At 72.0% G+C, this 25,998-nt stretch carries 24 protein-coding genes; 8 read left to right on the top strand and 16 right to left on the bottom strand.

Annotated features, from left to right (window positions below; all coding sequences use genetic code 11):
• Nucleotides 1–29: 29 nt before the first annotated feature.
• Entirely contained in the window at nt 30–1,376 is a 1,347-nt protein-coding gene (murD, locus tag ACFY2Q_RS18210; protein WP_387131532.1) for a UDP-N-acetylmuramoyl-L-alanine--D-glutamate ligase, read from the bottom strand.
• 82 nt (nt 1,377–1,458) lie between these two features.
• Here murD and ACFY2Q_RS18205 point away from each other — a divergent pair, with 82 nt between their 5' ends.
• Nucleotides 1,459–2,808: a hypothetical protein gene (locus ACFY2Q_RS18205; RefSeq protein WP_387131530.1), complete on the top strand. Its 1,350-nt coding sequence runs from the start codon at nt 1,459–1,461 to the stop codon at nt 2,806–2,808.
• 109 nt (nt 2,809–2,917) lie between these two features.
• On the opposite strand, the gene ACFY2Q_RS18200 is transcribed toward ACFY2Q_RS18205, so the two are convergent.
• Both ACFY2Q_RS18200 and ACFY2Q_RS18195 read right to left on the bottom strand, forming a co-directional pair.
• On the bottom strand, nt 2,918–4,759 hold the full coding sequence (locus tag ACFY2Q_RS18200; RefSeq protein ID WP_387131528.1) for a PucR family transcriptional regulator: 1,842 nt from the start codon (nt 4,757–4,759) through the stop codon (nt 2,918–2,920).
• A 13-nt stretch (nt 4,760–4,772) separates the two neighbouring features.
• On the bottom strand, nt 4,773–5,630 hold the full coding sequence (locus ACFY2Q_RS18195; protein WP_387131525.1) for a TrmH family RNA methyltransferase: 858 nt from the start codon (nt 5,628–5,630) through the stop codon (nt 4,773–4,775).
• A gap of 71 nt (nt 5,631–5,701) precedes the next feature.
• Between ACFY2Q_RS18195 and ACFY2Q_RS18190 the strand changes: the two genes are divergently transcribed.
• Nucleotides 5,702–7,549 (top strand): thiamine pyrophosphate-requiring protein, encoded by a 1,848-nt coding sequence (locus tag ACFY2Q_RS18190; protein ID WP_387131522.1) that lies wholly within the window; start codon nt 5,702–5,704, stop codon nt 7,547–7,549.
• Here the strand turns inward: ACFY2Q_RS18190 and ACFY2Q_RS18185 are convergent.
• Nucleotides 7,515–8,144, bottom strand: a complete 630-nt coding sequence (locus tag ACFY2Q_RS18185; protein WP_387131520.1) for a TetR/AcrR family transcriptional regulator — start codon at nt 8,142–8,144, stop codon at nt 7,515–7,517. The two genes, ACFY2Q_RS18190 and ACFY2Q_RS18185, sit on opposite strands and share 35 nt — an antisense overlap.
• 131 nt (nt 8,145–8,275) lie before the next feature.
• Between ACFY2Q_RS18185 and ACFY2Q_RS18180 the strand changes: the two genes are divergently transcribed.
• Complete coding sequence (locus ACFY2Q_RS18180; RefSeq protein WP_387131517.1) at nt 8,276–8,638, top strand: DUF1330 domain-containing protein; 363 nt, start codon at nt 8,276–8,278, stop codon at nt 8,636–8,638.
• Nucleotides 8,639–8,787: 149 nt separating this feature from the next.
• Here ACFY2Q_RS18180 and ACFY2Q_RS18175 read toward each other — a convergent pair whose 3' ends face one another.
• The 4 genes from ACFY2Q_RS18175 to ACFY2Q_RS18160 all read right to left on the bottom strand — a co-directional run bounded on the left by ACFY2Q_RS18175 (nt 8,788) and on the right by ACFY2Q_RS18160 (nt 13,649).
• Nucleotides 8,788–10,983, bottom strand: a complete 2,196-nt coding sequence (locus ACFY2Q_RS18175) for a transglycosylase domain-containing protein (protein WP_387131514.1) — start codon at nt 10,981–10,983, stop codon at nt 8,788–8,790.
• 168 nt (nt 10,984–11,151) lie between these two features.
• On the bottom strand, nt 11,152–11,913 hold the full coding sequence (locus ACFY2Q_RS18170) for a hypothetical protein (protein ID WP_387131511.1): 762 nt from the start codon (nt 11,911–11,913) through the stop codon (nt 11,152–11,154).
• A gap of 151 nt (nt 11,914–12,064) precedes the next feature.
• Nucleotides 12,065–13,171, bottom strand: coding sequence for an SPFH domain-containing protein (locus tag ACFY2Q_RS18165; RefSeq protein ID WP_387131508.1), 1,107 nt, complete (start codon nt 13,169–13,171; stop codon nt 12,065–12,067).
• A 4-nt stretch (nt 13,172–13,175) separates the two neighbouring features.
• The gene (locus ACFY2Q_RS18160) at nt 13,176–13,649 is read right to left on the bottom strand and encodes an NfeD family protein (RefSeq protein ID WP_387131506.1); all 474 of its coding nucleotides are present in this window, start codon (nt 13,647–13,649) and stop codon (nt 13,176–13,178) included.
• Nucleotides 13,650–13,772: 123 nt separating this feature from the next.
• On the opposite strand from ACFY2Q_RS18160, the gene ACFY2Q_RS18155 reads away from it, so the two are divergent.
• Entirely contained in the window at nt 13,773–15,086 is a 1,314-nt protein-coding gene (locus ACFY2Q_RS18155; RefSeq protein WP_387131504.1) for a serine hydrolase domain-containing protein, read from the top strand.
• A 58-nt stretch (nt 15,087–15,144) separates the two neighbouring features.
• Here ACFY2Q_RS18155 and ACFY2Q_RS18150 read toward each other — a convergent pair whose 3' ends face one another.
• Complete coding sequence (locus ACFY2Q_RS18150) at nt 15,145–15,957, bottom strand: DUF3097 domain-containing protein (protein WP_387131502.1); 813 nt, start codon at nt 15,955–15,957, stop codon at nt 15,145–15,147.
• Nucleotides 15,958–16,183: 226 nt separating this feature from the next.
• On the opposite strand from ACFY2Q_RS18150, the gene ACFY2Q_RS18145 reads away from it, so the two are divergent.
• Complete coding sequence (locus ACFY2Q_RS18145) at nt 16,184–16,978, top strand: hypothetical protein (RefSeq protein WP_387131499.1); 795 nt, start codon at nt 16,184–16,186, stop codon at nt 16,976–16,978.
• Between the two features lie 32 nt (nt 16,979–17,010).
• Here ACFY2Q_RS18145 and ACFY2Q_RS18140 read toward each other — a convergent pair whose 3' ends face one another.
• The 4 genes from ACFY2Q_RS18140 to fabG all read right to left on the bottom strand — a co-directional run bounded on the left by ACFY2Q_RS18140 (nt 17,011) and on the right by fabG (nt 20,431).
• Nucleotides 17,011–17,790 (bottom strand): HAD-IIA family hydrolase, encoded by a 780-nt coding sequence (locus tag ACFY2Q_RS18140; RefSeq protein WP_357012468.1) that lies wholly within the window; start codon nt 17,788–17,790, stop codon nt 17,011–17,013.
• 15 nt (nt 17,791–17,805) lie between these two features.
• Nucleotides 17,806–18,834 carry a ferrochelatase gene (locus ACFY2Q_RS18135; RefSeq protein WP_387131497.1) on the bottom strand — a complete coding sequence of 343 codons (1,029 nt, stop codon included), beginning with the start codon at nt 18,832–18,834 and terminating at the stop codon, nt 17,806–17,808.
• 97 nt (nt 18,835–18,931) lie between these two features.
• Complete coding sequence (fabI, locus tag ACFY2Q_RS18130) at nt 18,932–19,699, bottom strand: enoyl-ACP reductase FabI (RefSeq protein ID WP_387131494.1); 768 nt, start codon at nt 19,697–19,699, stop codon at nt 18,932–18,934.
• A 27-nt stretch (nt 19,700–19,726) separates the two neighbouring features.
• Nucleotides 19,727–20,431 carry a 3-oxoacyl-ACP reductase FabG gene (gene fabG, locus ACFY2Q_RS18125; RefSeq protein ID WP_387131492.1) on the bottom strand — a complete coding sequence of 235 codons (705 nt, stop codon included), beginning with the start codon at nt 20,429–20,431 and terminating at the stop codon, nt 19,727–19,729.
• A 568-nt stretch (nt 20,432–20,999) separates the two neighbouring features.
• Here fabG and ACFY2Q_RS18120 point away from each other — a divergent pair.
• The gene (locus ACFY2Q_RS18120) at nt 21,000–21,173 is read left to right on the top strand and encodes a hypothetical protein (RefSeq protein ID WP_387131489.1); all 174 of its coding nucleotides are present in this window, start codon (nt 21,000–21,002) and stop codon (nt 21,171–21,173) included.
• 103 nt (nt 21,174–21,276) lie between these two features.
• On the opposite strand, the gene ACFY2Q_RS18115 is transcribed toward ACFY2Q_RS18120, so the two are convergent.
• From ACFY2Q_RS18115 to ACFY2Q_RS18105, 3 genes are read right to left on the bottom strand one after another with little or no spacing between them, the layout of a single operon-like run.
• A complete protein-coding gene (locus ACFY2Q_RS18115; RefSeq protein WP_387131486.1) occupies nt 21,277–22,227 on the bottom strand; it encodes a VWA domain-containing protein in 951 nt (316 codons plus the stop codon).
• On the bottom strand, nt 22,224–23,225 hold the full coding sequence (locus ACFY2Q_RS18110) for a DUF58 domain-containing protein (protein WP_387131677.1): 1,002 nt from the start codon (nt 23,223–23,225) through the stop codon (nt 22,224–22,226). The genes ACFY2Q_RS18115 and ACFY2Q_RS18110 overlap by 4 nt, the downstream gene beginning before the upstream one ends.
• Complete coding sequence (locus tag ACFY2Q_RS18105; RefSeq protein ID WP_387131484.1) at nt 23,204–24,337, bottom strand: AAA family ATPase; 1,134 nt, start codon at nt 24,335–24,337, stop codon at nt 23,204–23,206. The genes ACFY2Q_RS18110 and ACFY2Q_RS18105 overlap by 22 nt, the downstream gene beginning before the upstream one ends.
• Before the next feature lie 238 nt (nt 24,338–24,575).
• Between ACFY2Q_RS18105 and ACFY2Q_RS18100 the strand changes: the two genes are divergently transcribed.
• A complete protein-coding gene (locus tag ACFY2Q_RS18100; protein WP_387131482.1) occupies nt 24,576–24,806 on the top strand; it encodes a hypothetical protein in 231 nt (76 codons plus the stop codon).
• Between the two features lie 373 nt (nt 24,807–25,179).
• Nucleotides 25,180–25,719 carry a PH domain-containing protein gene (locus tag ACFY2Q_RS18095; protein ID WP_387131676.1) on the top strand — a complete coding sequence of 180 codons (540 nt, stop codon included), beginning with the start codon at nt 25,180–25,182 and terminating at the stop codon, nt 25,717–25,719.
• Nucleotides 25,720–25,998: the final 279 nt, after the last annotated feature.

Here is a 25,998-nt window from a genome sequence, read left to right as displayed (position 1 = left end):
GGTGGTGCCAACCCGCCGCTGAGCCGGACTCAGCCGGCGGTGTCGGCGACGGCCTGGGCGAAGACCTCCGAGCGGTGCTCGAAGTTACGGAACCGGCCGTAGCTCGGCGCGGCCGGCGACAGCAGCACCACCCCACCGGCCGGGGTCAGCTCCCGGGACAACCCGACCGCGTCCACCAGGTCGTCGACAAGCTCGGTACGCACCTTGGGCAGGCCGGCGAGCGCCTCGACGATGCGGGCACCGCTGTCCGGGATGCCGATCACGGTCAACTCCCGCTCGGCGAGGTGCTCGGCCAGCGGCGTGTAGTCCAGACCCCGATCGGTGCCGCCGACGATCACCGTCAACGGCCGCCCCTCGTACGCGTCGATGGCGTGCATGGCCGCGTACGGGCTGGTGGCCAGGGTGTCGTCGACGAACGTCAACCCGGACGGGTCGGTGATCTCAGTGAGCCGGTGGGCCAGCCCCTGGAACTCGGCGACCGCGATGGCGAGCCTGTCCTTCTCGACCACCACGTCGATGCCGAGCGCGTCGAGCACAGCCAGGGCCACGCACAGGTTGCCCTCGTTGTGCCGGCCGACAAGCGGCAGCACGGCGCGCGGGAAGAGCGGCTGGTCGCCAAGGTGGAACCAGGGGGTGCCGTCCAGGCCGGCGGCGACGTGTGTGGTGTCCGGACGACCCGCCCGTACCGCCGGCAGCTCCCCCAACTCGGCGGCGAGCCGGGGGTCCGCGCCGTTCACCACGATCGTCTGCGGGTCGTGGGCGAGCAGGTTCAGCTTGTCCCGGTAGTACTCCCGCTCCCCGCCGTGCGCGTCCAGATGCTCGGGGAACAACGCGGTGACCACCGCCACCCGGGGCGACTCGGTGAGGTCGCTGCACTGGTAGCTGGACAGCTCCAGCACGTACACCTCCGCCTCGGGCAGGTCGAGGGTGGGTACGCCGATGTTGCCGCCGAAGACGTTCGGCCGGCCGGTCGCGGTGAGCAGGTGGCTGATCAGGCTGGAGGTGGTGCTCTTGCCCTTGCTGCCGGTGACCCCGACGGTGCGCGCGGCGTGGTCGGCCATCCAGAGCGCGGTGCCCTGAGTGACAGGCACGCCGCGTCGGCGCAGCTCGACAAGCCAGGGATGGGTCTGCGGCACACCCGGCGAGCGGACCACCACGTCGGCAGCTGCCAGCCGAACGAAGCCCGCCTCGCCTGTGACAAGCGGCGCCGCCTCGGCCAGCGGGCCGTCCCAGGGCAGCGACAGGAAATTGGCGCTGTCGTCGACGGCTACCAGCTCGGCGGGGCCGTGCGCGGCGATCGCTGTCACAGCGGCCCGGCCCTCCCGACCAGCCCCCCAGACGGCGACGGTACGTCCGCGCAGGTCAGACAGGCGCAAGGGACTCTCCTCAGGGATCGCGGCGGCAGCTGGGCGGGCCCGGTCCGGACACGGCCGGACGAACCAGGGCCTAGTATGGCGTGTGCCCAACGAGCAACTGCGGCGGATGGATGCCTTTACCTTCCCGTCCTACTCGATCGACTTCGCCACTGGCGAGGTGTTGTTCGACTACGCGTTGACCGGCCCGGCCGGTGAGCAACGCTTCACCGAGGTGATCACTCTTCCGCTGCCGGCGGAGCCGCCCTCGGGCGAGACGGTGGCCACCCTCGGCCGGGTGCTGGAGGTGCTGCACCTGGTCGCCGGGGTCAGCTACTACAAGGCAGCCGCGCCGCCCCGTCTGGTGCTGCCGGCGCCGCTGGGCGCGGCCACCGTCGACTACGTCACGGCCATCTACACCAAGGGCCTCGCCGAGTACGCGTACCGCAACGAGCTGCCGCACGTGCTCCAGCTGCGCCCGGAGGTGCCGGCCGGCTCCCCGGAGACACCACGGGTGTACGACAACTCGGACCGTCGTCCGCTCTCCGCTGTCGGTGGTGGCAAGGACTCGATCGTCAGCCTGGAGGCGCTGCGCCGGGCCGAGTTGGACCCGGTGCCGTTCTCGGTCAACCCGAACCACGTGATCGTCTCGGTCAACGAGGCGTCCGGGCTGACCCCGCTCGCCGCCCGGCGGCGCCTCGACCCGGTGCTGTTCGACCTGAACGCGGCCGGCGCGCTGAACGGGCACATCCCGGTGACGGCCATCAACTCGCTCATCGCGGTGGCCACGGCCGTGCTGCACGGGCTGGGTCCGGTGGTGATGTCCAACGAGCGCTCGGCGTCCGACCCGAACCTGGTCTGGGACGGCCACGAGATCAACCACCAGTGGTCCAAGGGCGTCGAGGCCGAAGGGCTGCTGCGGGCCGCGCTCGCCGAGTACGCCGGCCTCACCGAGCCGTACTTCTCGCTGCTGCGCTCGCTGTCCGAGCTGCACATCGCCCGACTGTTCGCCGAGTTCACCCGGTACGACGATGTGGTGACCAGCTGCAACGCCGCGTTCAAGCTGCGTGACGCGAGCGAGCGCTGGTGCCGTGACTGCCCGAAGTGCCGGTTCGTCTTCCTGGCGATGGCACCGTTCATGCCCCGCGAGCGGGTGGTGGGCATCTTCGGCGGTGACCTGCTGGCCGACCAGTCGCAGATTCCCGGCTACCGCGAGCTGCTGGGCGTGGACGGGCACAAGCCGTTCGAGTGCGTGGGCGAGGTCGAGGAGTCGGTGGTGGCCCTGGGCCTGCTCGCCGAGCAGGATCAGTGGCGCGACGCCCCGGTGATCCGAGCCCTCGTGGACGCCGTCCCGGCAACCGCCTGGTCCGCGGTGGCCAGCTCGGACGTCTTCACCCCCGGCGGCCCCAACCACATCCCGGCAACCTACGCAAAAGCCCTTACCTCCCTCACCTAACCCCACCCCACCCCACCCCACCCCACCCACCGCCTTCGCCGGTGATCAAGAGGTTTGCGTCAGAAATCCCGTTGCCGGTGACGCAAACCTCTTGATCACCCGGGTGGGGTCAGGGGGTGCGGACTGCTTCCAGGGCTAGTAGGGCTACGTGGAGGGACAGGGACGCCTCTACCGAGTCGAGGTCGACGTCGAGGATGCGGGCGATGCGGGCCAGGCGCTCGTAGAAGGCTGGCCGGGACAGGTGGGCGGCGGCAGCGCCGGCGGTCTTGTTGCGCCCCTGCTCCAGGTAGGCGCGCAGGGTGTCGAGCAGCCGCTCGCGGGGGTGCCGGGCGTCGTACTCCAGCAGGGCGCCGAGCTCCCGCTCCACGAACGTCTGCAACCGGGGCTCGTCGCGCAGCAGGTGCAGCAGCCCGGCCAGCCCGACGTGCGGCAACCGGAAGACCGGCAGGTCACGCCGGTCCCGCCGGGCCGCCTCGGCGATCTGCCGCGCCTCGACAAGGGACCGCCGCGCCTCCCGCAGGCTGCCCACCCCGGACCCGGCCGCCACGATAAGACCGCCCGGAGCACCGCCTGCGGTCCGTGCCGGATCGTTCGCCACCCGGGCGCCCTCGCCACCGGACGTCGCACGCGTGGGCTCGATGCCGGACACCGCCCGCGTGGGCTCGATGCCGGACGTCGCCCGGACTGCGCCGTCGAGGCGTACCCGACGAAGGGCGCTGGCGAACGCGGACAGCGCGCGGTCCTCGGCGGCCGGGTCCGGCAGGGCCAGCAGCGCGCCAACCGCGTTGTCGTCGACGGCGCTTGTCAGCGCGGTGAGCTTGGCCTCCCGCAGCGCCTGTCCGACGGCCTCGGACAGGTCCCGCAGCCGGGCCTGGCCGGCCTCGGGGCCGCCCTCGCCGGCGGGGTCGTCGGCCCGGTGCCGGACCATCACGCCGACGAGGTGCCTGCGGTCGAGCACCACACCGAGCGCCTTGGCGCGCAGCGCGACCTCGTCGACAGGCCGTGTGTGGTCGAGCAGAGCGGTGAGCAGGGTGCGGTGGATCTGCCGTTCCAGCCCTTCGGCGTCGCGGCGGATCAGCCGGCCCAGCGCGAGGGTGGACGCGGCCCGCTCGATCAGGATGGTGAGGCGGGTGGGCGGTCCGGCGTCCGGCGCCGTCGACTCGCCGGCCCGTTGGGTGGGCGGCTCCCCGCTGGCCGGCCAGCGCAGCAGCAGACGGCCCCAGTCCTGCCCCCGGGCGCCGACGACCGTGACCAGCCAGCCGCTGTCCGGGTCGTACGCCGTCCGTCCGGCCGGACGGATCCGTCGGGAGTGCTGCTCCCAGCCGTCCAGCAGCAGTTCGGCGCTCTCCCCCGCCGGGTCGTAGCCGAGGACCTGCCGGGACAGGTTCTCCAGCACCACGGGGCAGCCGGACAGGTCGGCGGCCTGCCGGATCACCTCGGCGGCGTCGGCGCCCTCGACGGAGAGGTCGGTGAACCGCTGGTGGATCTCCTCGGTGGCGCGCAGTTCGGTGAGCTGCGCGTCGACGATGAGCGCGTGCACCGCCTCGGTGATCCGCACGAACGGGGTCGCCCGGCGCAGCTCGACAAGGGGCAGTCCGCGCCGTTCGGCGGCGGCGATCATCACCCGGGGCACGCCGCTGCCGTAGCGGCGGCCCAGCTCGACGACGAGCCCGGAGACGCCGACGTCGGCGAGGTCGCCGATGAACGCGCGAAGTCCCGCGTCGTCGCCGGGCAGCCCGATCCCGGTGGTGAGCACCAGCTCACCACCGCCGAGCAGGGTGGCGATGTCGGGCACCTCGGCGACGTGCACCCAGCGGACCGGACCGTCCAGGCCGGCGTCCCCGGCGACCACGCGCGGCGTGCCGTGGCGGACCGGGTCCAGGGCGAGGACCTCACGGACGGTAGGGAACACGGCCGACACGCTACCCTCCGTGACGCCAGATCTCGACATTCGCCGACGAGCGTCACCAAGGGTCGTCGCGGCTCAACTCCCAGCAGGCGACGGCGGTGGCGGCGGCGACGTTCAGTGAGTCGACGCCGCGGCGCATCGGGATGACCACGCGGGCGTCGGCGGCGTCCATCGCGGCCCGGGTCAGCCCGGCGCCCTCGGCGCCGAGCAGCAGCGCCGAGCGGGCCCGCTGGGCGGCGTCGAGACGTTGGATCGGCACCGCGTCCGGCGCCGGGGTCATCGCCAGCACCGCGAAACCGGCCGCCTGGACCTCGGCGAGCGCGTCCGGCCAGGGGTCCAGCTTCGCGTACGGCACGGCGAACACCTCACCCATGCTGACCCGGACGCTGCGCCGGTAGAGCGGGTCGGCGCAGCTCGGCGAGAGCAGCACGGCGTCCACGCCGAGCGCCGCGACCGCCCGGAAGATCGCGCCGAGATTCGTGTGGTTGTTGACGTCTTCCAGGATCACCACCCGGCGCGCGGCGGCGAGCACCTCGGCCGCCGTCGGCAGCGGTCGGCGGTGGAACGACGCCAGCACTCCCCGGTGTACGTGGAAGCCGGTGGCCCGTTGCAGCACGTCCTGGGTGGCGGCGTAGACGGGCGCGTCGCCGGTGTCCAGGTCGGCGAGCTGGTCGATGCGCTTGGCGTCGACCAGGTACGACCGGGCCGGGTAGCCGGCGCGCAGCGCCCGACGCAGCACCAACTCCCCCTCGGCGATGAACAGGCCGTGCGGCGGCTCCCAGCGGGTGCGCAGCTCGACGTCGGTGAGCGCGCGGTAGTCGGCGATCCGGTCGTCGTCGGGGTCGGTGATCTGGTGGACGGGCACCCGACGATTCTGCCGGACGGCGAACCTCGCGCTCCGACGCCCGCCCATCGGGGCGTTTTGTCCGATGAAGAAGGGGAATGACCGGCCGAGTACCGGACTCGACGGGAAGGACCAGTCAGGTGAGCGCGGACCACACCTTGCCGGGCGAAGCGGGCGCTCTGCCCCGCCGCCCGACCGTCGCGGACCACATCGTCTCCCGCCTGAGCAGTTGGGGAGTGCACCGTTACTTCGGCTACCCCGGCGACGGCATCAACGGCCTCACCTCCGCGCTGCAACGCACAAACGGGCGCGCCCAGTTCATCCAGGTGCGGCACGAGGAGACCGCAGGCTTCGCGGCCTCCGCGCACGTCAAGTACGGCGGAGGGCCGCTGGGATGCGCGCTGGTGACCAGCGGGCCGGGCGCCATCCACCTGCTCAACGGCCTGTACGACGCCAAGCTCGACCACCAGCCGGTGATCGCCCTGCTGGGGCACACCGCAGTCACCGCCGAAGGTGGCGGGTACTACCAGGAGGTCGACCTGCTCGCCCTCTACAAGGACGTGGCCTCGGCGTTCCTGGCGCAGCTCGACCATCCGGCGCAGGTCCGTCACCTGGTCGACAGGGCGTGCCGCACGGCGCTGGCCCGGCGTACCGTCACCGCCCTGGTTCTCCCCTCGGACCTCCAGGACGAGCCGGCCGTTCCGGAGCCGCCGTACGCGCACGGCTACTACCACACAAGCAACGTGCCGAGCAGCACGCCGACTGTGCCGCCGGAGGGGGACCTGCGTCGGGCCGCCGAGGTGCTGCGCGGCGGGCAGAAGGTGGCGATGCTCGTCGGTCAGGGCGCGCTCGGGGCGCAGGACGAGGTCCGGGAGATCGCCCAGCGGCTCGGCGCCGGGGTGGCCACCGCGCTGCTCGGCTTCACCGCAGTGGACCACAGGGAACCGTGGGTGACAGGTGCGATCGGGCTGCTCGGCAGCCGACCGAGCTGGAAGCTGATGAGCGACTGCGACAGGCTGCTGATCGTGGGCAGCAACATGCCGTACTCGGAGTTCTACCCGCCGCCCGGGCAGGCCCGTGCCGTGCAGATCGACCTGGACGGCGCCCAACTCGGGCTGCGGTATCCGACCGAGGTGAACCTGACCGGCGACGCCCGACCCACCCTGCGGGCGCTGCTGCGCGAGCTGGGCCCCGGCCCCGGGCCGACCGCCTGGCGTGCGGAGATCGCCGAGGCCACCGCGGCGTGGCGGCGGGTGCAACGGGAGTTGGCCGAGCAGAGCGCCGACCCGGTCAACCCGCAACTGCTGTTCAGCACCCTCAGCGACCGGCTCCCCGACGACGTGATGCTCGCCGTTGACTGCGGCACCGCGACCGCCTGGTACGCCCGGCACATGCAGGTACGGCCCGGCATGTTGGCAAGCCTCTCCGGCACGCTGCTGTCCATGGGCGGCGCCATGCCGTACGCGTTGAGCGCGAAGTTCTCCCACCCGGACCGGCCCCTCGTGGCGCTGATCGGTGACGGCGCGATGCAGATGAACGGGGTGAACGAACTAATCACCGTGGCCAAGTACTGGCGCGGCTGGGCCGACCCGCGTTTCGTGGTGCTGGTGCTCAACAACCGGGACCTGGCGTTCGTCAGCTGGGAGCAGCGCTCCAGCGAGGGGACGCCGATGTTCCCCGACAGCCAGCAACTGCCGGACATCGGCTATCACCAGTGGGCGCAGGTGCTCGGGCTGCACGGTGAGCTGGTCGACGACCCCGCTCAGGTGCCTGGCGTCTGGGACCGGGCGCTCGCCGCCGACCGGCCGGTGGTGATCAACGCGCTTGTCGATCCGGCCGAGCTGATGCTTCCGCCGCACTTCACGACCGAGCAGGCGCGCAAGACGGCGGCGGCGGTGCTGCGGGGCGACACCGACTGGGCCGGGATCATCCGGCGCGGCCTGCCCTCGACGATCAGCACCTACCGTCCGCGTCGCCGGGAGCGTTGACCGGTGCGGCAGTCGACAGGGCGTCAAGCACGGTGTAGAGGATCTCCTCGGACAGGGGCGTCTGGCCCGTCGCCCGGGCCAGTGTGAGCGCGCCGACCATCGTCGCGAGATCGACGACGGCCCGCTGGCGGGCGGCCTCGTCGCTGCGGTCGGGTGCGCTCTCGAGGTCCGTCAGTCGCTTGAGGGTCTCCTGCACACCCTCGGCGTACGACGTGCGTAGCGGGCTGTCGGCGGACGCCCGGGCGGCGTCGGCGGCAAGCGCGGTGTTGGCGCATCCCGTGCCGGGTGTGTCGCGGTGCTCGGCCGACAGGTAGTCCCGCAGCAGCGCGGACCGTGCCTCCGATCGGTCGGGCAGGTCGTCGGAGAGCTGGGCCAGCAGGGCCAGGAGTTCGCCGAACGCCGTCGTGGCGGCGATGCCCAGCAACTCGTCCTTGGAGCTGAAGTGCTTGTAGAAACCGCCGTGGGTCAGCCCAGCCGCCCCCATGAGGTCCTGGACGCTCATCCCCGTCGCGCCGCGCTCACGGAGCAGCCTCGATGTGGCGGCCACCACGTCCTCGCGGTGCCTCGCCGCCTCGGCACGTGACGTCCTGGCCATCGCGATGTCCCCTCTCCCCCGCTCGCCGCCTCCCAACTATAGAGGACGACCCTAATCTAAAACTTGTCGCAACCGCGTTCCCCCGTTAGATTACAGCGGTCATCTAAAACGCTCGACGATTGGAGATCACGATGAGCACCTACCTGATCAACCACCTGCGCATCCCCGGCGGCGTCCCGAACGAGGCGGGGCTGTCATACCTGGAGCAGGTCGAGGCCACCGTGCACCCGTACGGCGGCAAGTGGCTCGCCCAGGGCGAAGGGGACGTGGTCGAGGGAGCCTGGCCCGGGTCCGTCGTCCTGATCGAGTTCCCCACCCGCGCCGACGCCGAGAACTGGTACAACTCGCCCGAGTACCAGGCCATCCTGCCGCTGCGGACGAACAACGCGATCTCGGACATCATCCTGATCGACAGCCTGGCCGCGGACTTCACAGTCGCCGGGTTCGCCAAGCAGGTACGCGCCGCGGTCGCCGCGGCCTCCACCGCCAGCTGAAGCTGGCGCCCTGGCGATTCCACCCCGAGGTCACTGCCGTGGCAGGTCTGGCGGTGACCTCGGGGCGACCGATCGCCAGTCGGTGAACCTACGAAAAAAGCACGGCGGCCCGGCCCGAAGAGGGCCAGGCCGCCGCTGAACATCCAGGGTCAGCCCCGGCGGTCGAGCCAGCGTTGCAGGTTGGCACGCGGATCCTGAGTGGGCTCGCGATCGGGCGTCGCCGGGGCGCGCTGGACCGGCCGGCGGGGCTCACCCGCCAACTCGCGGCTGGGAGCCGTGAACGCCTTCTCCGGCTGACCCTTGACGGCGGTGGCGATGACCCGGGCGACCGCGTCGATCACCTTGGCCTGCACGGCCGAACCGACCGAGTCGGTCGGGTCGTCCGGGTTGGCGGCGATGCCGGCGACCGCCACCTGCGGGGTGAAGCCGACGAACGTCTCGGTGGCGTTCTCCTCCGAGCTGCCCGTCTTACCGGCCGCCGGCCGACCGTCGAGGATGCTGTTCACCGAGGTGGCGGTGCCGCCGTTGCACTGCCCGTACGGCGACTGCTGGCCCACTGGGCACCGCGCGGCGTCGGTCGCGGCACGAGCCACGTCGGCGTCCAGGACCCGCTTGCAGGACGGCTGCCCGACCGGCACCTTCTCGCCGTTCGCGGCGGTCACCGAGACCACGGGCACCGGCGTGCAGTAGGTGCCCTCGGCGGCCACCGTGGCGTACGCGTTGGCCAGGTCCAGCGGGGTCGTGGCGGCCACGCCGAGGGTGAACGAGCCCCAGTTCGCGGCGTTGTTCTTGGCGAAGGCGGAGTCGGAGTCGGCGCGGAAGGTGATGCCGAGCCGCTGCGCCATCTCCACCACCTTGTCCTCGCCGACCTGCTCGGCCAGCCAGACGAAGTAGGTGTTCACCGAGCGGCCGAAGCCGTCCCACATCATCCGGTACCCGTCCATCCAATCCGGGTTGGCGTTGACCGGGCACCAGCGGCCGTCGCAGCTTCCCGGGCCCTCGGCGGCATACCGGGTGGGCAGCTTGGCGGGCGCGTCGAAGCCGGTGGAGAGGGTACGGCCCGACTCCAGCGCGGCGAGCATTGTGAACAGCTTGAACGTCGAACCCGCCTGATACCCGGCGACGCTGGCGCCACCGGAGATCAGCGGGTTGACCGTGTTCGGATAGTTGACCTGCCCCGCCGGGTTGTCGGCCAGGCTGTAGTGCCTGTTGACCGCCATCGCCAGCACCTGCCCGGTGCCCGGCTGCACGGCCGCGATCGGCAGGGCGCGCTTGTTGTCGTACCCGTAGACCTTTGTGGCCTGCTGCTGCGCGGTGGCCTGGACCTTCGGGTCCAGCGTGGTGACGACTGTGTAGCCACCCGAGCGCAGCGCCTGCTCGCGCTCCGCGACCGTGGCCCCGAACGCCGGCTGGGCCAGCCACCACTGGCGCAGGTAGTCGCAGAAGTAGCCCCAGCCGTCCCGGCCCTGGGCGACAGCGGTGCAGCCGTTGGGCTGGGCGGTGGGGTGCAGGGTCAGCGGCTCCGCCTTCGCCTGCGCGGCCTGCGCGGCGGTGATCGCCCCGGTGTCGGCCATCGCGTCCAGCACGTACGACCGGCGGGCCAGCGCGTCGTCGGAGTTCCCGTCGATCGGGCTGTACGCGTCCGGGGACTGCACCAGGCCGGCGAGCAGCGCCGACTCGGCGAGGGTCAGCCGCGCCGGGGGCTTGCCGAAGTAACGCTGGCTGGCCGCCGCGATCCCGTACGCGCCGGAGCCGAAGTAGGCGATGTTCAGGTACCGGTTGAGGATCTCGTCCTTGCCGATGCTCTGCTCCAGCGCGCTCGCGTACCTGATCTCCTGGACCTTGCGGCCGATCGTGGGATCGGTGGCGGCGGCCCGCTCCTCGGCGCTGCGCGTGGGGTCGGTCTTGAGAACGTTACGCACGTACTGCATGGTGAGCGTCGAGCCACCCTGCTCGGTGCCGCCGCCCTTGACGTTTGCCACAAGCGCCCGCAGCAGGCCCCGCACGTCCGCGCCGCCGTGGTCGTAGAACCGCCGGTCCTCGGCCGCCACTATCGCCTGCCGCATGACCGGGGCGATGTCCGCAAGCGCGACGTCCGTGCGGTTCACGTCGTAGAACGTGGTGATCAGCGTCTTGCCGTCGTTCGCGTAGAGGTACGAGCGCTGCGGGGTGGCAGGGGTGCGCAGGGCCTCGGGCAGCGCGGCGTACGTGCCCATCGCGGACTTGGCGGCGAACCCGAGCAGCAGGTTGCCCGGCAGCGCGGCCAGTGCCAGGACGAGCCCGGCCAGCAAGCCGGCGAGCAGCACGGTGAACAGCCGCGACAGCGGCGAGCGAGAGGCGGCCATGCTCCCCAGGATTGCCACGAAAGCCGCCAACCGACCACCCCCGGCCCGCGATTGTCAGCAACTTCACGACCCCTGACCAGCAATTCCCCACCCAGGCCCCTCCCCGGGCCCTCCCCCTTGCCCCCGGGAGGCCGGCGGGGTCGGGAGGCCGGGCCGGTGGGCGGGGGGTTACGGATTCGGGGTTGTCAGGCTGGCGCTGGCGGCGTCACGGACGGCTTCGCGGGGCATCAGGCGGCCGGAGCGGTAGCCGATGCCGATGCCGGCGATCAGCACGAAGATCGCGCCGAACGTCTGTAGCGAGCCGATCAGGGCACCGCCCAGGCCCAGCAGTGGCGCGGCGATGATCAGCATGACGCCGTCGCCGAGGCTGAACGTGCCGGAGCGGGCCACCGCCCACCCGATGAGGAACCAGCCCACGCTGTAGAAGGCGGCGCCAACCAGCACAAGCGAACGCGCGGTGGTGCCGAAGACCGGCGTCTGCTCGGTAAGCCCGGCGAAGGGCAGCATGAGCACGGTGCCCGCGATGCTGACCATCAGCCCGGCCACGGCCACCCGGCGGCTGCGCGTGGCGGCCAGCAGCCCGGTGAGGGCAAGCAGCGCGAGCAGGCCGAGCCAGACCGCGGCCACCCAGCCGATCAGGTACGCGGCCTGACCGTCGGCGGGATAGGGATCGTTGCCCACCCCGCCGTCGCTGGCCATCGCCACCACGCCGTAGAGGACGGCGTACGCGGGCAGCAGCCACACCGCGGCCCGCGCGAACCTCCGCAGCGACCAGGCCCAACTGGCGTTCGTCGCCGGGCCGGCCGCTGTCGGTTCGTCGACGAACGGCAGTACGCCGAAGCCGCCGCCGGTGCGTCGGGAGCCCAGTGGGGCGATCGGATCGTGCGCGCCGGGCACCGGGGACCACATCCGCTTCGCGGGATCCTTCATGCGTCACCTCGCTCGTCCACGAGCGGTGCGAGACGCGCCGGGGCGCCCCGATTACCTGCTCACCACCCGTCCTAGGACCGATCGTGGCAGGCGCCGGAGCGCCCCATGAGTCTTTCTCGCATTTACCCGGCCGGCTGGCCGGGGTACTGGATCAGCCGCGCTCGCGCTGCTCGGCCGGGTCTTCCACCAGACTGGCCGGGGAGATCGGCTCCGGAGCGGGCAGCCCCTTCGGCTTGTTGCCCCCGGTGGCCTGCGCCTCGGCGACGCGTACCTCGTCGTGGATCTGCTGGGCGGCATCCGCCGCGGCCTGCGCCGCCTCGGCGGCCTCCCGCTCGACCTGGCTCGCGTGCTCGGCCGCCTCCGGCGCGGGAAGATCCCCCACCATCTGGCTCAAACCGCCGAGCGCGCCACCCATGCCCTCCAGTGCCTTGGTCAACTCGGCCGGGATGATCCAGACCTTGTTGGCGCTGCCCTGGGCGATCTGCGGCAGGGCCTGCAGGTATTGGTAGGCGAGCACCTTCTGGCTCGGGTTCGCCTGGTGGATCGCGTCGAAGACCGTCCGGATCGCCTTCGCCTGACCCTCGGCCTGCAGGATCCGGGCCTGCCGGTCACCGTCGGCGCGCAGCACCGCCGACTGCTTGTCACCCTCGGCGGTGAGGATCACCGACTGCTTGTGGCCCTCGGCGGTGAGGATCGCCGCCCGGCGGTCCCGCTCGGCGCGCATCTGCTTCTCCATCGAGTCGCGGATGCTTGCCGGCGGCTCGATCGCCTTGATCTCGACCCGGGTCACCTTGATGCCCCAGCGGCCGGTGGTCTCGTCAAGCACCCCGGAGAGGTGCCGGTTGATCTCGTCGCGGCTGGTAAGCGCCCGCTCCAGGTCCAGCGAGCCGATCACGTTACGCAACGTGGTGACGGTCAGCTGCTCGATGGCCTGCAGGAAGCTGGAGATCTCGTAGGTCGCCCGGACCGAGTCGACCACCTTGAAGTAGAGAACCGTGTCAATCGAGACCACCAGGTTGTCCGAGGTGATCACCGGCTGCGGCGGGAAGCTGACCACCTGTTCGCGCATGTCGACCTTCGTACGCACCGCGTCGACGAACGGCACCAGCAGGTTGAGGCCGGGGCTGAGGGTGCGCTTGTACTTACCGAGCCGTTCCACCACATCCTGACGCTGCTGCGGCACGATCCGCACCGCCTTGGCAAGCGTAATCACGGCGATCAACGCCACCGCGATGATCAGCACACCTATGAGCTCCATCAGTTCACCCTCTCGCTTCCGGCAGCTCGCCGGCGGAAGAAACATCGTCCTGCCACACCAGGGCCGTCGCGCCCCGGACCTTTATCACCCGAACCCGATGACCGGCTTCGAAAGTCTGCGTCGTGTCATATGCCCGCGCGGTCCACAACTCCCCGTCAATCTTGACGAGGCCGTGCTCGGCGTCCACGCGTTCCAGCACCAGCGCCGTGGATCCCTCGATCGCCTCCACGCCGAACGGCTGGTCGCCGCTCTCCAGCGCGGACCGGCGGTGCCGTCGGACGACCGGCCGGGCCAGCACCAGGCTCAACGCCGACACCACCGCGAAGACGAGCGCCTGCACGGAAACCGGCGCGCCGAGGGCAGCCGCGCCGGCAGCGGCGAACGCGCCGACCCCGAACATGATCAGGAAAAGCGTCGTCGTAAAGATCTCGGCGACCGCCAGAACCACACCCAATACGATCCACACCACGGCGTCCACCACCCGATCGTGACACGGATATGCACGAGCAGCACACCCGTGATGATCGGTAGGCTCGGCGGCGGCGATCGCCCGACCGAATTCAAAAGGCTGACCGATCTACAAAACGGCGAGGAGACCCCGTTGACGCTGCTGCCCGAGACCGCCCGGCAGATCGACATCCAGGTCGCCCGCGCCCAGGCCGACGGCCACGTTCCGTCGCTGGTGCTGGGAGTGGTCCGCGACGGCATGCTTGCGCACCTCGCCACCGCCGGCGAGCACCCCCGCCCCGGCGTCGACATTCAATACCGGCTGGGCTCGATCAGCAAAACGATGACCGCCACCCTGATCATGCAGCTGCGCGACGCCGGCCGACTCGCCCTGGACGATCCGCTGGAGCGCCACCTGCCGGGCACCGGCGTCGGCGCGCCCACCCTGCGCCAACTGCTCGGGCACGCCAGCGGCATGCAACGCGAACCCGACGGCGACTGGTGGGAACGGACCGCCGGCGTCGACCTGACCACACTGCTCGCCGGGCTCACCGCCGACAAGATCGCTCACCCGCCGCACGCCACGTACCACTACTCCAACCTGGCGTACGCGCTGCTCGGCGCAGCACTCGAACGACTCACCGGCACGCCCTGGGCCGACCTCCTCGACGAGCGGGTCCTCACCCCGCTGGGCATGCGCCGCACCACCTACTCCGCCACCGAACCGTTCGCCCGCGGCTACGTCGTCCACCCCTGGCACGACACGCTGCGCGAGGAACCCCGCACCGACACCGGGTCGATGGCCCCCGCCGGGCAGCTCTGGTCGACAATCGACGACCTGGGCCGCTGGGCCGCGTTCCTGGCCGACCCCGACCCGTCGGTGCTGGCCGCCGACACCCTTACCGAGATGTGCTCGCCCGTGGTGATCAGCGACCTGGAGTCCTGGACCCACGGGCACGGTCTCGGCCTCGAACTCCACCGGGACGGCAACCGGGTGTACGTCGGACACGGCGGCTCCATGCCCGGCTACGTCGCCTCGCTGGCCGTACACCGACCCAGCCGCACCGCAGTCGTCGGCTTCGCCAACTCGTACGGCTTCCGGACCGGCCACCTCGGCGCGCTCGGCCGGCGGCTGCTCACGCTGGTCCTCGACGCCGAACCCACGCCGGTCACCCCGTGGCGGCCGGCCGCCGCCGCGCCACCCGCCGAGCTACGGGAGCTGACCGGCCGCTGGTGGTGGATGGGCACCCCCATCGAGGTGTACGTGGACGCCTCAGGTGACCTGCGCGCCGGCCCGGTCGACGCACCCGACCTGCGTTTCGTGGCCGTCGGCCCGGACCGGTGGCGGGGTCGCGCCGGCGGGGAGGACGGCGAGATCCTCACCGTCGTGCGTGACGAGCAGGGCCGAGCCGTCGCGCTGGACATCGCGACCTTCGTCTACACCCGTACACCCGACCAGGAACCCTGAGTCGTGGGGTTTGGCGCACAACAATTGTCGTAGTGCGGCTCGGTCGGTTCTTGGCGGGTCAGGCTGGCTCGGTGACGAAGTCGATGAGGCGTTCCATCGCGTTGATCAAGGGGGTCTCCACGTCGGCGAAGCTGTTCACCCGGGACAGGATGTGCCGCCACATGTCGGCCGGCTCGGCAACACCGAGAGCAGCGCAGACGCCCTCCTTCCACGGGCGACCCGGGGGCACCACAGGCCAGGCCGCGATGCCCAGCGCCGCGGGCTTGACCGCCTGCCAGACATCGACGTAGGGGTGCCCGGTCACCAGCACGTACGGGGAGTTCACCCGAGCCACGATCCGGCTCTCCTTGCTGCCCGGCACGAGATGGTCGACAAGGACACCGAGCCGTCGGGTCGGGCCGGGGCCGAAGTCGCGCACGGCGGCGTCGAGGTCGTCGATGCCGTCCAGCGGCTCCACGACAACGCCCTCGATCCGCAGGTCGTCACCCCAGATGCGCTCGACCAGCGCGGCGTCGTGAATGCCCTCCACCCAGATCCGGCTGGCCTTGGCCACCTGGGCGCGGACGTTGTCCACCGCCACCGACCCGGACGCCGTACGTCGCCGGGCCGCCGGCACCGGCGCACGAGCAGGGCGGCGCAACGTCACCGGCCGCCCGTCGAGCAGGAACGCCGCCGGTAGCAGCGGAAAGTTTCGCCGCCGGCCATGCCGGTCCTCCAGCACCACCGCGCCAGCCTCGAAACCCACCACCGCGCCACAGAAACCCGAGTCGGCGTCCTCCACCACGAGATCCGGCTTGGCGTCCACTTCAGGGGTGACCTTCCGTCGTCGCCAGTCCCCCGCCAGCACGTCCTCGCCGTATCGCCCCGCCATGTCGATCACGCTAACCCCGCCACCCCCACCCATCACCCCGACACACCGCCCAACCGCCAAACCCCCACCCGCACCACCGCACCACCGCGCCACCGCAGCGAGGGCGGGGCAGGGCTGGGGCGCGGGCCTGCGAGGCGGAGTCGGGCGAAGGGGGTAGTTCGGGGCAGGCAGGGCGGCCGGAGCGGCAGCCGAGACAGGGCCGCCGGTGACCACGTACCCTTTCGGCATGTCCACCCCCGCAACGGGCGCGGTCACACTCGCGCCGCGCCGGTCGAGCCGGTTTGTTGCCTGGGTGCGCGCGTGGCGCGCCGGGCTGGTGCCGTACGACGAGGTCGCCGACGCCATCGCCGGCGACGAGGAGCACCTCGTTGCGGACGCCCCCGGCACCTGGACCGACGTTCCGCTGAGCGCCGCGCTGCCTACCCTGGCCAAGCTCTCCCCGGACGAGATCCGGCTGGTGCTGCCGGCGCCGGGTGACCCCCGGGGTCTGCCCGGCCCTGGGGACTTCGCCGGGGCGGCGCTGGTGACCGGTGAGGCGGTGGTGGCTGGTGGGCTGGGGTTGATCCCAGAGGTTCGCAGTCACACGTCAGGCTCGGGCGACTGCTTCGAGACGGTGCTGTGGCGGGTGTACCCGCTGCCCGCTAACGCCCCCGCCGCGTCCCTCGCACTGCCCGGCGCCGCCGAGGCCGAAGCCGAGTTGGCCGCCGCGCTGGCCGAGACCACCGCCGCACTGACCCGCCTCGACGTCGCGCAGTGGCGGCCCGAGCTGGCCGGGGCGCTTGCCGCGCTACGCCGTCCGGACGGCACCACCGACCTGCCGCCCGGCTTCGACCCGCGGGCGCGCCGGCTCTTCGCCCGGGCCGCAGTGCTCGACCGAGTGCTCGCCCTGGCCGGGCACGCCGCACCGGGCGGAGCGATCAACAACTACGAGGCACAGCAGCGCGACGCCGCGCTGCGCCCCCTCACCGCAGCGTGCCGGCAGGCCCTCGTCGCCGCCTGCAACGCCCCACTGCGCCCCTGACCGCACCGCCGCGCAGTGCGACGGCGCGACGATCAGACCTCGTCGAGCAGGTCGGCGACCGAGTTGATGATCCGGGAGGGGCGGTACGGGTAGCGCTCCGCCTCGGTGCGGCTGCTGATCCCGGTGAGCACCAGGATGGTCTCCAGCCCAGCCTCCAGACCACACAGGATGTCGGTGTCCATCCGGTCGCCGATCATCGCGGTGCTCTCCGAGTGCGCGTTTATCGTGTTCAGCGCCGAGCGCATCATCATCGGGTTCGGTTTGCCGACGAAGTACGGCTCCACCCCTGTCGCCTTCGAGATCATGGCGGCGACGGAGCCGGCGGCGGGCAGGGCGCCCTCCACCGACGGGCCTGTCACGTCGGGGTTCGTGCAGATGAACCGCGCCCCGTCGTTGATCAGCCGAACCGCCTTGGTGATCGCCTCGAAGCTGTAGGTGCGGGTCTCGCCGAGCACCACGTAATCCGGGGCGAAGTCGGTGAGGACGTAGCCGACCGCGTGCAGTGCCGTGGTCAGACCGGCCTCCCCGATCACGTACGCGGTGCCGCCCGGTCGCTGGTCGGCGAGGAACTGGCCGGTGGCGAGGGCGGAGGACCAGATCGCCTCCTCCGGAACGTCAAGCCCCATCCGGCTGAGCCGGGCCGTCAGGTCACGAGGGGTGTAGATCGAGTTGTTGGTCAGCACCAGGAACGGCTTGCCGGAGGCGCGCAGCCGGTTGACGAACTCGGGTGCGCCGGGCACCGGCTGGCCTTCGTGCACCAGCACGCCGTCCATGTCGGTCAGCCAACTCTGCACGGGCTTGCGGTCATGCATGATGATCCTCAGAGGTCAGGGGCGGCGGGTCGGCACGCAACAGACGGTGGGGCAGGTGTCCCACATCGGCAGCTCACCCAGACGGCGACGCAGTTGCGCGCCGTCCGGGTCGGTCCGCTCGGTGACCAGCTCACGCACCATTGTCACGAAGCGCCTGTCGGTGCCCGGGGTGCCGGCCCGGACGAAGCCCAGGCCGAGCTGCTTGGCTGTCTCCAGCGCCTCGGTGTCCAGGTCCCACACCACCTCCAGGTGGTCGGAGACGAAGCCGATCGGGCTGACCACAACGCCTGTGATGCCCTCCTGGGCGAGGGTGGCGAGGTGGTCGTTGATGTCCGGCTCCAGCCACGGCACCTGCGGCGGGCCGGAGCGGCTCTGCCAGACCAGGTCGTACGCCAGGTCGGGGGCGGCGGCGGCCGCGACCAGCCGGGCGGCCTCGTGCAGTTGCGCCTCGTACCGGCCGCCGTGCGGGCCGGCGTTGGCCGCCATCGACGTGGGCACGGAGTGCGCGGTGAACACCAGCCGGGTGGTGTCCCGCCGGGCCGGGTCGAGCTGGGTCAGCGCGGCTCGGACGGCGTCGACGTGCGGCTCGATGAAACCGGGGTGGTCCCAGAACTGGCGTAGCTTCTCGATCACCGGCGCGTCCGGGCCGACGGCGGCGCGGGCGGCGGCGATGTCCTCCTGGTATTGGCGGCAGGACGAGTAGCCGCCGTACGCGCTTGTGACGAAGGCGAGCGCGCGGGTCACCCCGTCGTCGCGCATCTGGGTCACGGTGTCGGCGAGCATCGGGTCCCAGTTGCGGTTGCCCCAGTAGACGGGCAGGTCGATGCCGTGCGCGGCGAAGTCGGCGCGGATGGCGGCCAGCAGGTCACGGCACTGCTGGTTGATCGGGGACACCCCGCCGAAGTGTTGGTAGTGCTCGGCGACCTCGGCCAGCCGCTCGGGCGGCACGCCCCGGCCCCGGGTCACGTTCTGCAGGAAGGGCATCACGTCCTCGGGCCGTTCCGGCCCGCCGAAGGACACCAACACCACCGCGTCGTACGACATGGGGACATTCTTGCCCCTCGGCCGGGAGGACCCGGCGACGCCCCCTGGTCCGGCCCGTGTGGTCACACGGACGGGACCGGGGGCGTCGCCGGGGACGTCAGGAACCGATGGCGTGGTAGCCGCCGTCGACGTGGACGATCTCGCCGGTGGTGGCGGGGAACCAGTCCGACAGCAGGGCCAGGCAGGCCTTCGCGGCGGGCTCCTGGTCGGTGAGGCTCCAGCCCAGCGGCGCCCGCCCGGCCCAGGCTTCCTCGAACTGGTCGAAGCCGGGGATCGACTTCGCGGCGATGGTGCGCAGCGGCCCGGCGGCGACCAGGTTGCTGCGGATGCCCTGCTTGCCCAGGTGCAGCGCCAGGTAGCGGGACGCGGACTCCAGGCCGGCCTTGGCCACACCCATCCAGTCGTAGACCGGCCACGCCTTCGTCGCGTCGAAGGTCAGGCCGACGACCGCGCCGCCTGGCGACATCAGCGGCAGCGCCGCCATGGCCAGCGACTTGTACGAGAAGGTGGAGACGTGCAGGGCTGTCGCCACGTCCTCCCAGGGCGCGTCGAGGAAGCCGCCGCCGAGGCAGCTCTGCGGAGCGAAGCCGATCGAGTGCACGACACCGTCGAGCCCGTCGACGTGCTCGCGGACCCGGTCGGCGAGGCTGGCCAGGTGCTCGGTGTTCGTCACGTCCACCTCGATCACCGGCGCCGGCTCGGGCAGCCGCCTCGCGATCCGCTCGACCAGGGAGAGCCGGCCGAAGCCGGTCAGCACGACCTGCGCGCCGTTCTCCTGGGCGAGCTTCGCCACCGAGAAGGCGATCGAAGCGTCGGTGATGACGCCGCTGACGAGCAGCCGCTTACCGGCGAGCAGTCCGGACATGCAGATTTCCTCCGTACTCAAAGGGTGTCAGTGGCCCATGCCGAGGCCGCCGTCGACAGGGATCACGGCGCCGGAGACGTACCCGGCGCTGTCGGAGGCCAGCCAGGTGACGACCGCGGCCACCTCGTCGGGGCTGGCCATCCGGCCGGCCGGGATCGACTTGCGGATCTCGGCCTTGCGGTCGTCGGACAGGCCGGCGGTCATGTCAGTGTCGATGAAGCCGGGCGCCACCACGTTGGCGGTGATGTTGCGGCTGCCCAACTCCCGGGTGATGGAGCGGGCCACGCCGACCAGACCGGCCTTACTGGCGGCGTAGTTGACCTGCCCGGCACCGCCGGAGAGGCCGACCACCGAGGAAATGAAGATCATGCGGCCCCACTTGGCGCGGAGCATCTTGCCGGAGGCCCGCTTGGCGACCCGGAACGCACCCGTGAGGTTGGTGTCCACGACGCCTGTGAACTGCTCCTCGGACATGCGCAGCAGCAGCGTGTCGGCGGTGACGCCGGCGTTGGCGACAAGCACCTCGACCGGCCCCAGCTCGGCCTCGACGGCGGTGAACGCGGCGTCGACCGAGGCCGCGTCGGTGACGTCGGCCCGTACGCCGAACAGCCCTTCCGGGGCCTCGCCGCTGCGGTGGGTGATCGCCACCCGGTCGCCCTGCTTGGCGAAGGCCTGCGCGATGGCCAGGCCGATCCCCCGGTTGCCCCCGGTCACCAGCACGGTACGGGCCACTGTTCCCCCTTGCTCAGCTGATCTCAGTCGCAGGCGAGCCTAGGCGTTACCGGCAGGTAAGCGCTAACGGGGACCGCGTCACACCGGGGTACGACGCGGGGATCAACCCCTGGTGGCACGCCTTACGCGAGGTTGCCCGCGCTCACCGCTCGCGTCGGGCTGACCCTGCCGGGGCTGCACACCGCGCCGGACGGCCCGGGCTGGGTGCTGGCCCGCTGTTGCTGGCTGCCGCTGCTCGCCGCGGTGCTGGTCACGGTCGTGCGAACGGGGCGAGCGGCCCGCCCGGAACGGCAGCGCCAGCCGGGCGGGGGAGGGGCCGCCAGCCGGTCGGCCGACTGCGTCCCGTCGACAACCCAGGTGTACGATCATCGACGTTCCGGCCCGCCCGACTTGCAGGAGGTGATCGCTGTGCGAGATAGCGATCCTCCCAGTCGTGGCCGGGCCGATGGTCAGCCCCGCTGAGCCACGACTCAGTCTGGTGAGCTGACCCCGCTTCGCTCCCCCACCACCTCGGCCGACGCCGGGGTGCGTGTGCCGCGCCGTCCGACTACCGGACGGTTGCCGGGAGTTGCCCGGTCACGACTTCGTGTGCGCGTCCCCACCCCCTGCGGTCCGCCCCGCCTGCGGACCATCCAGCCGCCACCCGGAGCCGTCCATGAGCCGCTACGTCGCCCCGCTGGGCTTCACCCTCGCCGCCGTCTGGGTGGCCATCGTCTTCGTCCTGGCCGGCGGCGGCCACTGAGCCGTGCTGGCCGTCACCGGCCACTGAGCCGCTCCCGGCGGCGGGTCGGTGAGCCGTGCTGGCCGGCGGTGGTCGCCGCCGGCCCTGAGCTGAGCCCACCGGCTCAGAGCATCCGCGACGACCAGAGCAGGCTCAGCGCACCGGCGCAGAGCGCCAGCAACAGCGCCAGCCCCGCGTACCACTGGGTCACCTCGCGCGGCTCGGTGCGGAAGCCAATCGAACTGCCCATGTCCTGGTAGACCTGCTTCAGCTCGCTCACCGACGCCGCCTCGTAGAAGTAGCCCTCGGTGGTCTCGGCAAGCTCGGCAAGGGCGAGCCGGTCCACCGGTACCCGCTGCAACTGCCCACCGATGTCGACCTGGCCCGTGTCGGTGCCGAACGCGATTGTGGACACCGGCACGTTTGCCGCCTGCGCGGCGGCCGCCGCCTCCTCCACCGACCGGCCCGAGGTGCGGAACCCGTCGGAGAGCAGCACGATCCGCGCCGGTGGGATGCCCGCCGCGCCATCGGCCGGCACCGACCGGATCGCCTCCAGGCAGGTGAACACCGCCTCACCGGTGGCGGTCGCCTCGGCCAGCACCAGCCCATCGATAGCGGTTGTCACCGCGTCCCGGTCCTTGCTCGGCGGCACCAGCACGTTTGCCGCCTTGGCGAACGACACCAGGCCCAGGTTGTAGCTCTCCGGTAGCTCGCCGACGAACTGCTTGGCCGCCTCCTGCGCGGCCTCCAGCCGGTTCGGCGCCACGTCGTCGGCCTGCATCGACAGCGAGACGTCGATGGCGAGCATCACCGTCGCCCGCTCCAGCGGCTCCTTCCGGTCCACCGCCGGGCGGGCCAGCGCGGTGGCGAGCACCAGCAGGCAGAGCAGGAACGCGGTCGCCGGCACGTGCCGACGCCAGCCCAGGCCCTTCGGCGCGACGGTACGCAGCAGGTCCACGTTCGTGAACCGCATCGCGTACGCCCGGCGGTGTAGCTGCCGCCAGACGTAGAACGCGGCGAGGGCGAACACCGGCAGCACAGCCAGCAGCCACCACGGTTGCAGAAAACGGATCATCGTGTCGTCCCTCGGGTGCGGGCGTGCCGCTGCGCGGCAACGAAACGCACCATGTCCAGCAGCCAATCTCGGTCGGTACGCAGACGCAGGTGGGCAGCGCCCGCGCCGCGCAGGGCAGCGGCGATCGCGGCCCGTTGGGCGGCGGCGGCATCGGCGTAGCGCTTCCGCAGTCGCGGGTCGGCGGTCTGCACCTCGTGCAGCTCACCGCTCTCCGGATCGACCACCGGCAGCACCCCCACGTCGGGCAACTCCAGCTCGCGCGGGTCCACCACCTCGATCGCCAGCACATCGTGCCGTACGCGCAGCTTGCGCATCGGCCGGGCCCACTGCTCGGTCGGGGCGAGGAAATCCGAGACCACCACCGCCACCCCACGCCGTCGGGGCGGCCGGTTGAGCATCTCGACAAGCGCGCCCAGATCGCCCCGACCGGGCTGGATCACGGTGCCGGCGACCGTACGCAGCAGGCCCTGCGCCTCCTTACGGCCCGAGCGGGCCGGCAGCCGGGTGAACACTCCCGGCCCGGGCGGCGGTGAGCCACCCCGAAAGCGGCGGGTCGGTGCGGACCCGCCGCCGCCGGTGCCGATCACCGCGCCGATCCGGTTACCGCCGCGCACGGTCAGATGGGCGATGGCGGCCGCGGCGGCCACCACGACCTCGCGCTTGAGCCACTGCCCGGTGCCGAAGTCCAGGCTTGCCGACAGGTCCAGCGCCAGCCAGGTCTCCAACTCCCGGTCGGCGACCGTACGCCGCACGTGCGGTGTCGTGGTCCGGGCGGTGACCGGCCAGTCCATCCGGCGGACGTCGTCGCCGGGGCGGTACTCCCGCGACTCCCCCGCCTCGCTGCCCGGCCCCGGCAGCAGGCCGGCGTAGTCGCCTTGAAGCAGACCGTCGAGCTTGCGGGTGACGAGCAACTGGAGGCGGGACAGCACCGCCTCGCTGCGGTCGCCGAGGGGGGCGGGACGAGGGGTGGGTGAGGTCACGGCCGCTGCCCGGGCCAGCCGGCACCCGTCGGCGGAACGGTGGACGACGGGGTGGCCTGCTGCCGGGGTGCGACCGCCGGGAGCGGAATTGTCGACATCACACGGTGCACGATGTGGTCGGCCGGCACGTCGTCGGCGAGCGCGTCGTAGCTGAGCACCAGCCGGTGCCGCAGGATGTCCGGGGCGATGTCCTGCACGTCCTGCGGGAGTGCGTAGTCCCGGCCGCGCAGCAGAGCCAGCGCGCGGGTGGCCCGGACCAGGCCGAGCGAGGCACGCGGGCTGGCACCGTACTGGATGAGTTGGGCCACGTCGGGCATGCCGTGCTCGGCCGGGGTACGGGTGGCCAGCACCAGCCGGACCGCGTAGTCGACAAGCGCGTTGTGCACGAATACCTGGTCCGCCTTGCGTTGCAGGGCGATCAGGTCGGGTGTGTCGAAGACCGCGGTCGGCTCCGGCGCGCTGACGCCCATCCGGTAGACGATCTCGCGTTCCTCGGCGTCGGTCGGGTAGCCGACCACGATCTTCATGAGGAACCGGTCCCGCTGCGCCTCCGGCAGCGGGTAGACACCCTCCTGCTCGATCGGGTTCTGGGTGGCCATCACGAGGAACGGGTCGGGCACCCGGTGGCTCTCCCCACCGATGGACACCTGCCGCTCGCTCATCACCTCCAGCAGCGCCGACTGCACCTTGGCCGGCGCCCGGTTGATCTCGTCGGCGAGCAGGAAGTTGACGAAGACCGGGCCCAACTCGACGTCGAACTTCTCACTCGACTGCCGGTAGATCCGGGTGCCCATGATGTCGGCCGGCACCAGGTCCGGGGTGAACTGCACCCGGGCGAACGACCCGCCGACGACCTTGGCGAGGGTCTCCACCGCCAGGGTCTTGGCCACACCGGGCACGCCTTCGAGCAGGCAGTGGCCCCGGGCGAGCAGCGCGACGAACATCCGCTCCACCATCCGGTCCTGCCCGACGATCACCCGTTTGATCTCGAACAGCGCCCTCTCCAGCAGGGTGGCGTCCTGCGCGGGCGTGGTGACGGGCGTGGTCACCGGCGCGGATTTCTCCGGCGTGGGTGTCTCCGGTGCCACCCCGTTCGGCGTCGGGGCATCGGGCGTGGTCGGCTGGGCCACCGGTCCTCCACAGCGTTTGTCGGTCGTCGCGGCTGGTGCGGTATCAAGACTCGCACGCCCGGCTGAGTGTGGAGGTGGGGAGAAGCCGATTTTCGCCGCGCCGTCCCCGGCAACCGAATCGCCCGTCACAGGTGGACACCTACCGGCCCCTGGTGTGTACCATTCATCCCGTCGCCGGGCGGCTCCCCCCGTGGCCGCCCGGCGCTCTAACTTCGTTCGGCCGCCTAGACTGGCCGCGATGAGCATCCCCTCCCCCGCCGACGAGGCCCTGGTCTGCTCGGCCCGAGGCTGCCGCGCCTCCGCCGTCTGGGTCCTGGAGTGGAACAATCCGCGCCTGCACGACGCCGATCGGCGCAAGACCTGGCTCGCCTGCGCAGCCCACCGGGGCAGTCTCGGTGACTTCCTGGACGCCCGCGGCTTCCTGCGTACCGTCACTCCGGTGCCCGCATCGCCTACCCTCGACATGTGATCCAGCGCAGCGAGCGAACGATGAGGCACAGCAGCGTGGCGTCGCGCGCCGTTGACGAGCGACGTGAGGCAGCGCAGGACGCGCGGAACGGTTTCCGTCAGTGAGCGCGGAGGACCGCGTCGACCCATCGGCCCTCCCCAGCCCCACCTCGCCGTCGTGGCCGCCCACACCGGCCGCCGCGCCGCCCGGTGCAACGCCGCCGCCCGGCGCGTTCCCGGCCCCGGGCACGCTCGGCCCCGAGCCCGCCCCGCCCGACGCGTCCTCGCCGGCCCCGCTGCCGCCTAACGCGCTGCCGCCCTCTGGCGCGTACGACGTCGGCTCGCGCCCGCCCGACCTGCCACCCCCCGGCCTCCTGCCGCCGGGCACCGGTGCGCTGTCCCACTCCGGTGCGCCCGACTCCCCGACCCTGACAGGAGCCGGGAGTCGGGGGCCGTTGGAGCCGTGGCCGGACACCGTCCACTGGCAGTCGATCTCCACGGACCTGATCTGGGTGGAGCTGATCCGACTGGCGATCGGGGTGGCCATCGGCCTCGCGGTGACGGCGATCGGCTGGGCGCTGAGCGGTCACTGGCTTTTCGGGCTCGCCCTCGCCGTCGTGCTGCTGATCGGCGTGTGGCGGGCCACGGCCATCGTCCGCGCGGTGCGCGCCTGGGGGTACGCGGAGCGCGACGACGACCTGCTGGTCCGGCACGGGCTGCTGGTCCGGCGGCTGTCCATCGTCCCGTACTCCCGGATGCAGTTCGTCGACGTGAGCGCCGGCCCGCTGGAGCGTGCGTTCGATTTGGCCACCGTGCAGTTGCACACGGCCGCCGCCGCGAGCGACGCACGGGTGCCGGGGCTGCGCCCGGCGGAGGCGTCCCGGCTGCGCGACCGACTCACCGCGCTCGGCGAGGACCGGGCGGAGGGGCTGTGAACGCCCGGCCGCCCACCCGTCGGCGACAGCACGGGCCGGCCCGATGAGCGACGAGCCGGACACCCAGCCGTCCGGCGGCGCGCCTCCCGCCGGTCCACCGCCGGGGCCCGCGCCCTACGCCGCCGGGCCGCCCTACGCGCCTCCCCACACCTCCGCGCCCCACGGCGCGATGCCCCCGGGCGCGGTGCCGCCCCCGGGCGCGATGCCTTACGGCACGGTTCCACCCGGCGCGGTGCCGCCGGGCGCGATGCCCTACGGCGCGGTGCCGCCGGGCGCGAT

It is taken from the genome of Micromonospora sp. NPDC000316 (assembly GCF_042898885.1).
In the GTDB taxonomy this organism is placed as follows: domain Bacteria; phylum Actinomycetota; class Actinomycetes; order Mycobacteriales; family Micromonosporaceae; genus Micromonospora.
The sequence above is the reverse complement of the archived record's forward strand: the minus strand, read 5'-3'. Positions and strand labels throughout refer to the sequence as shown.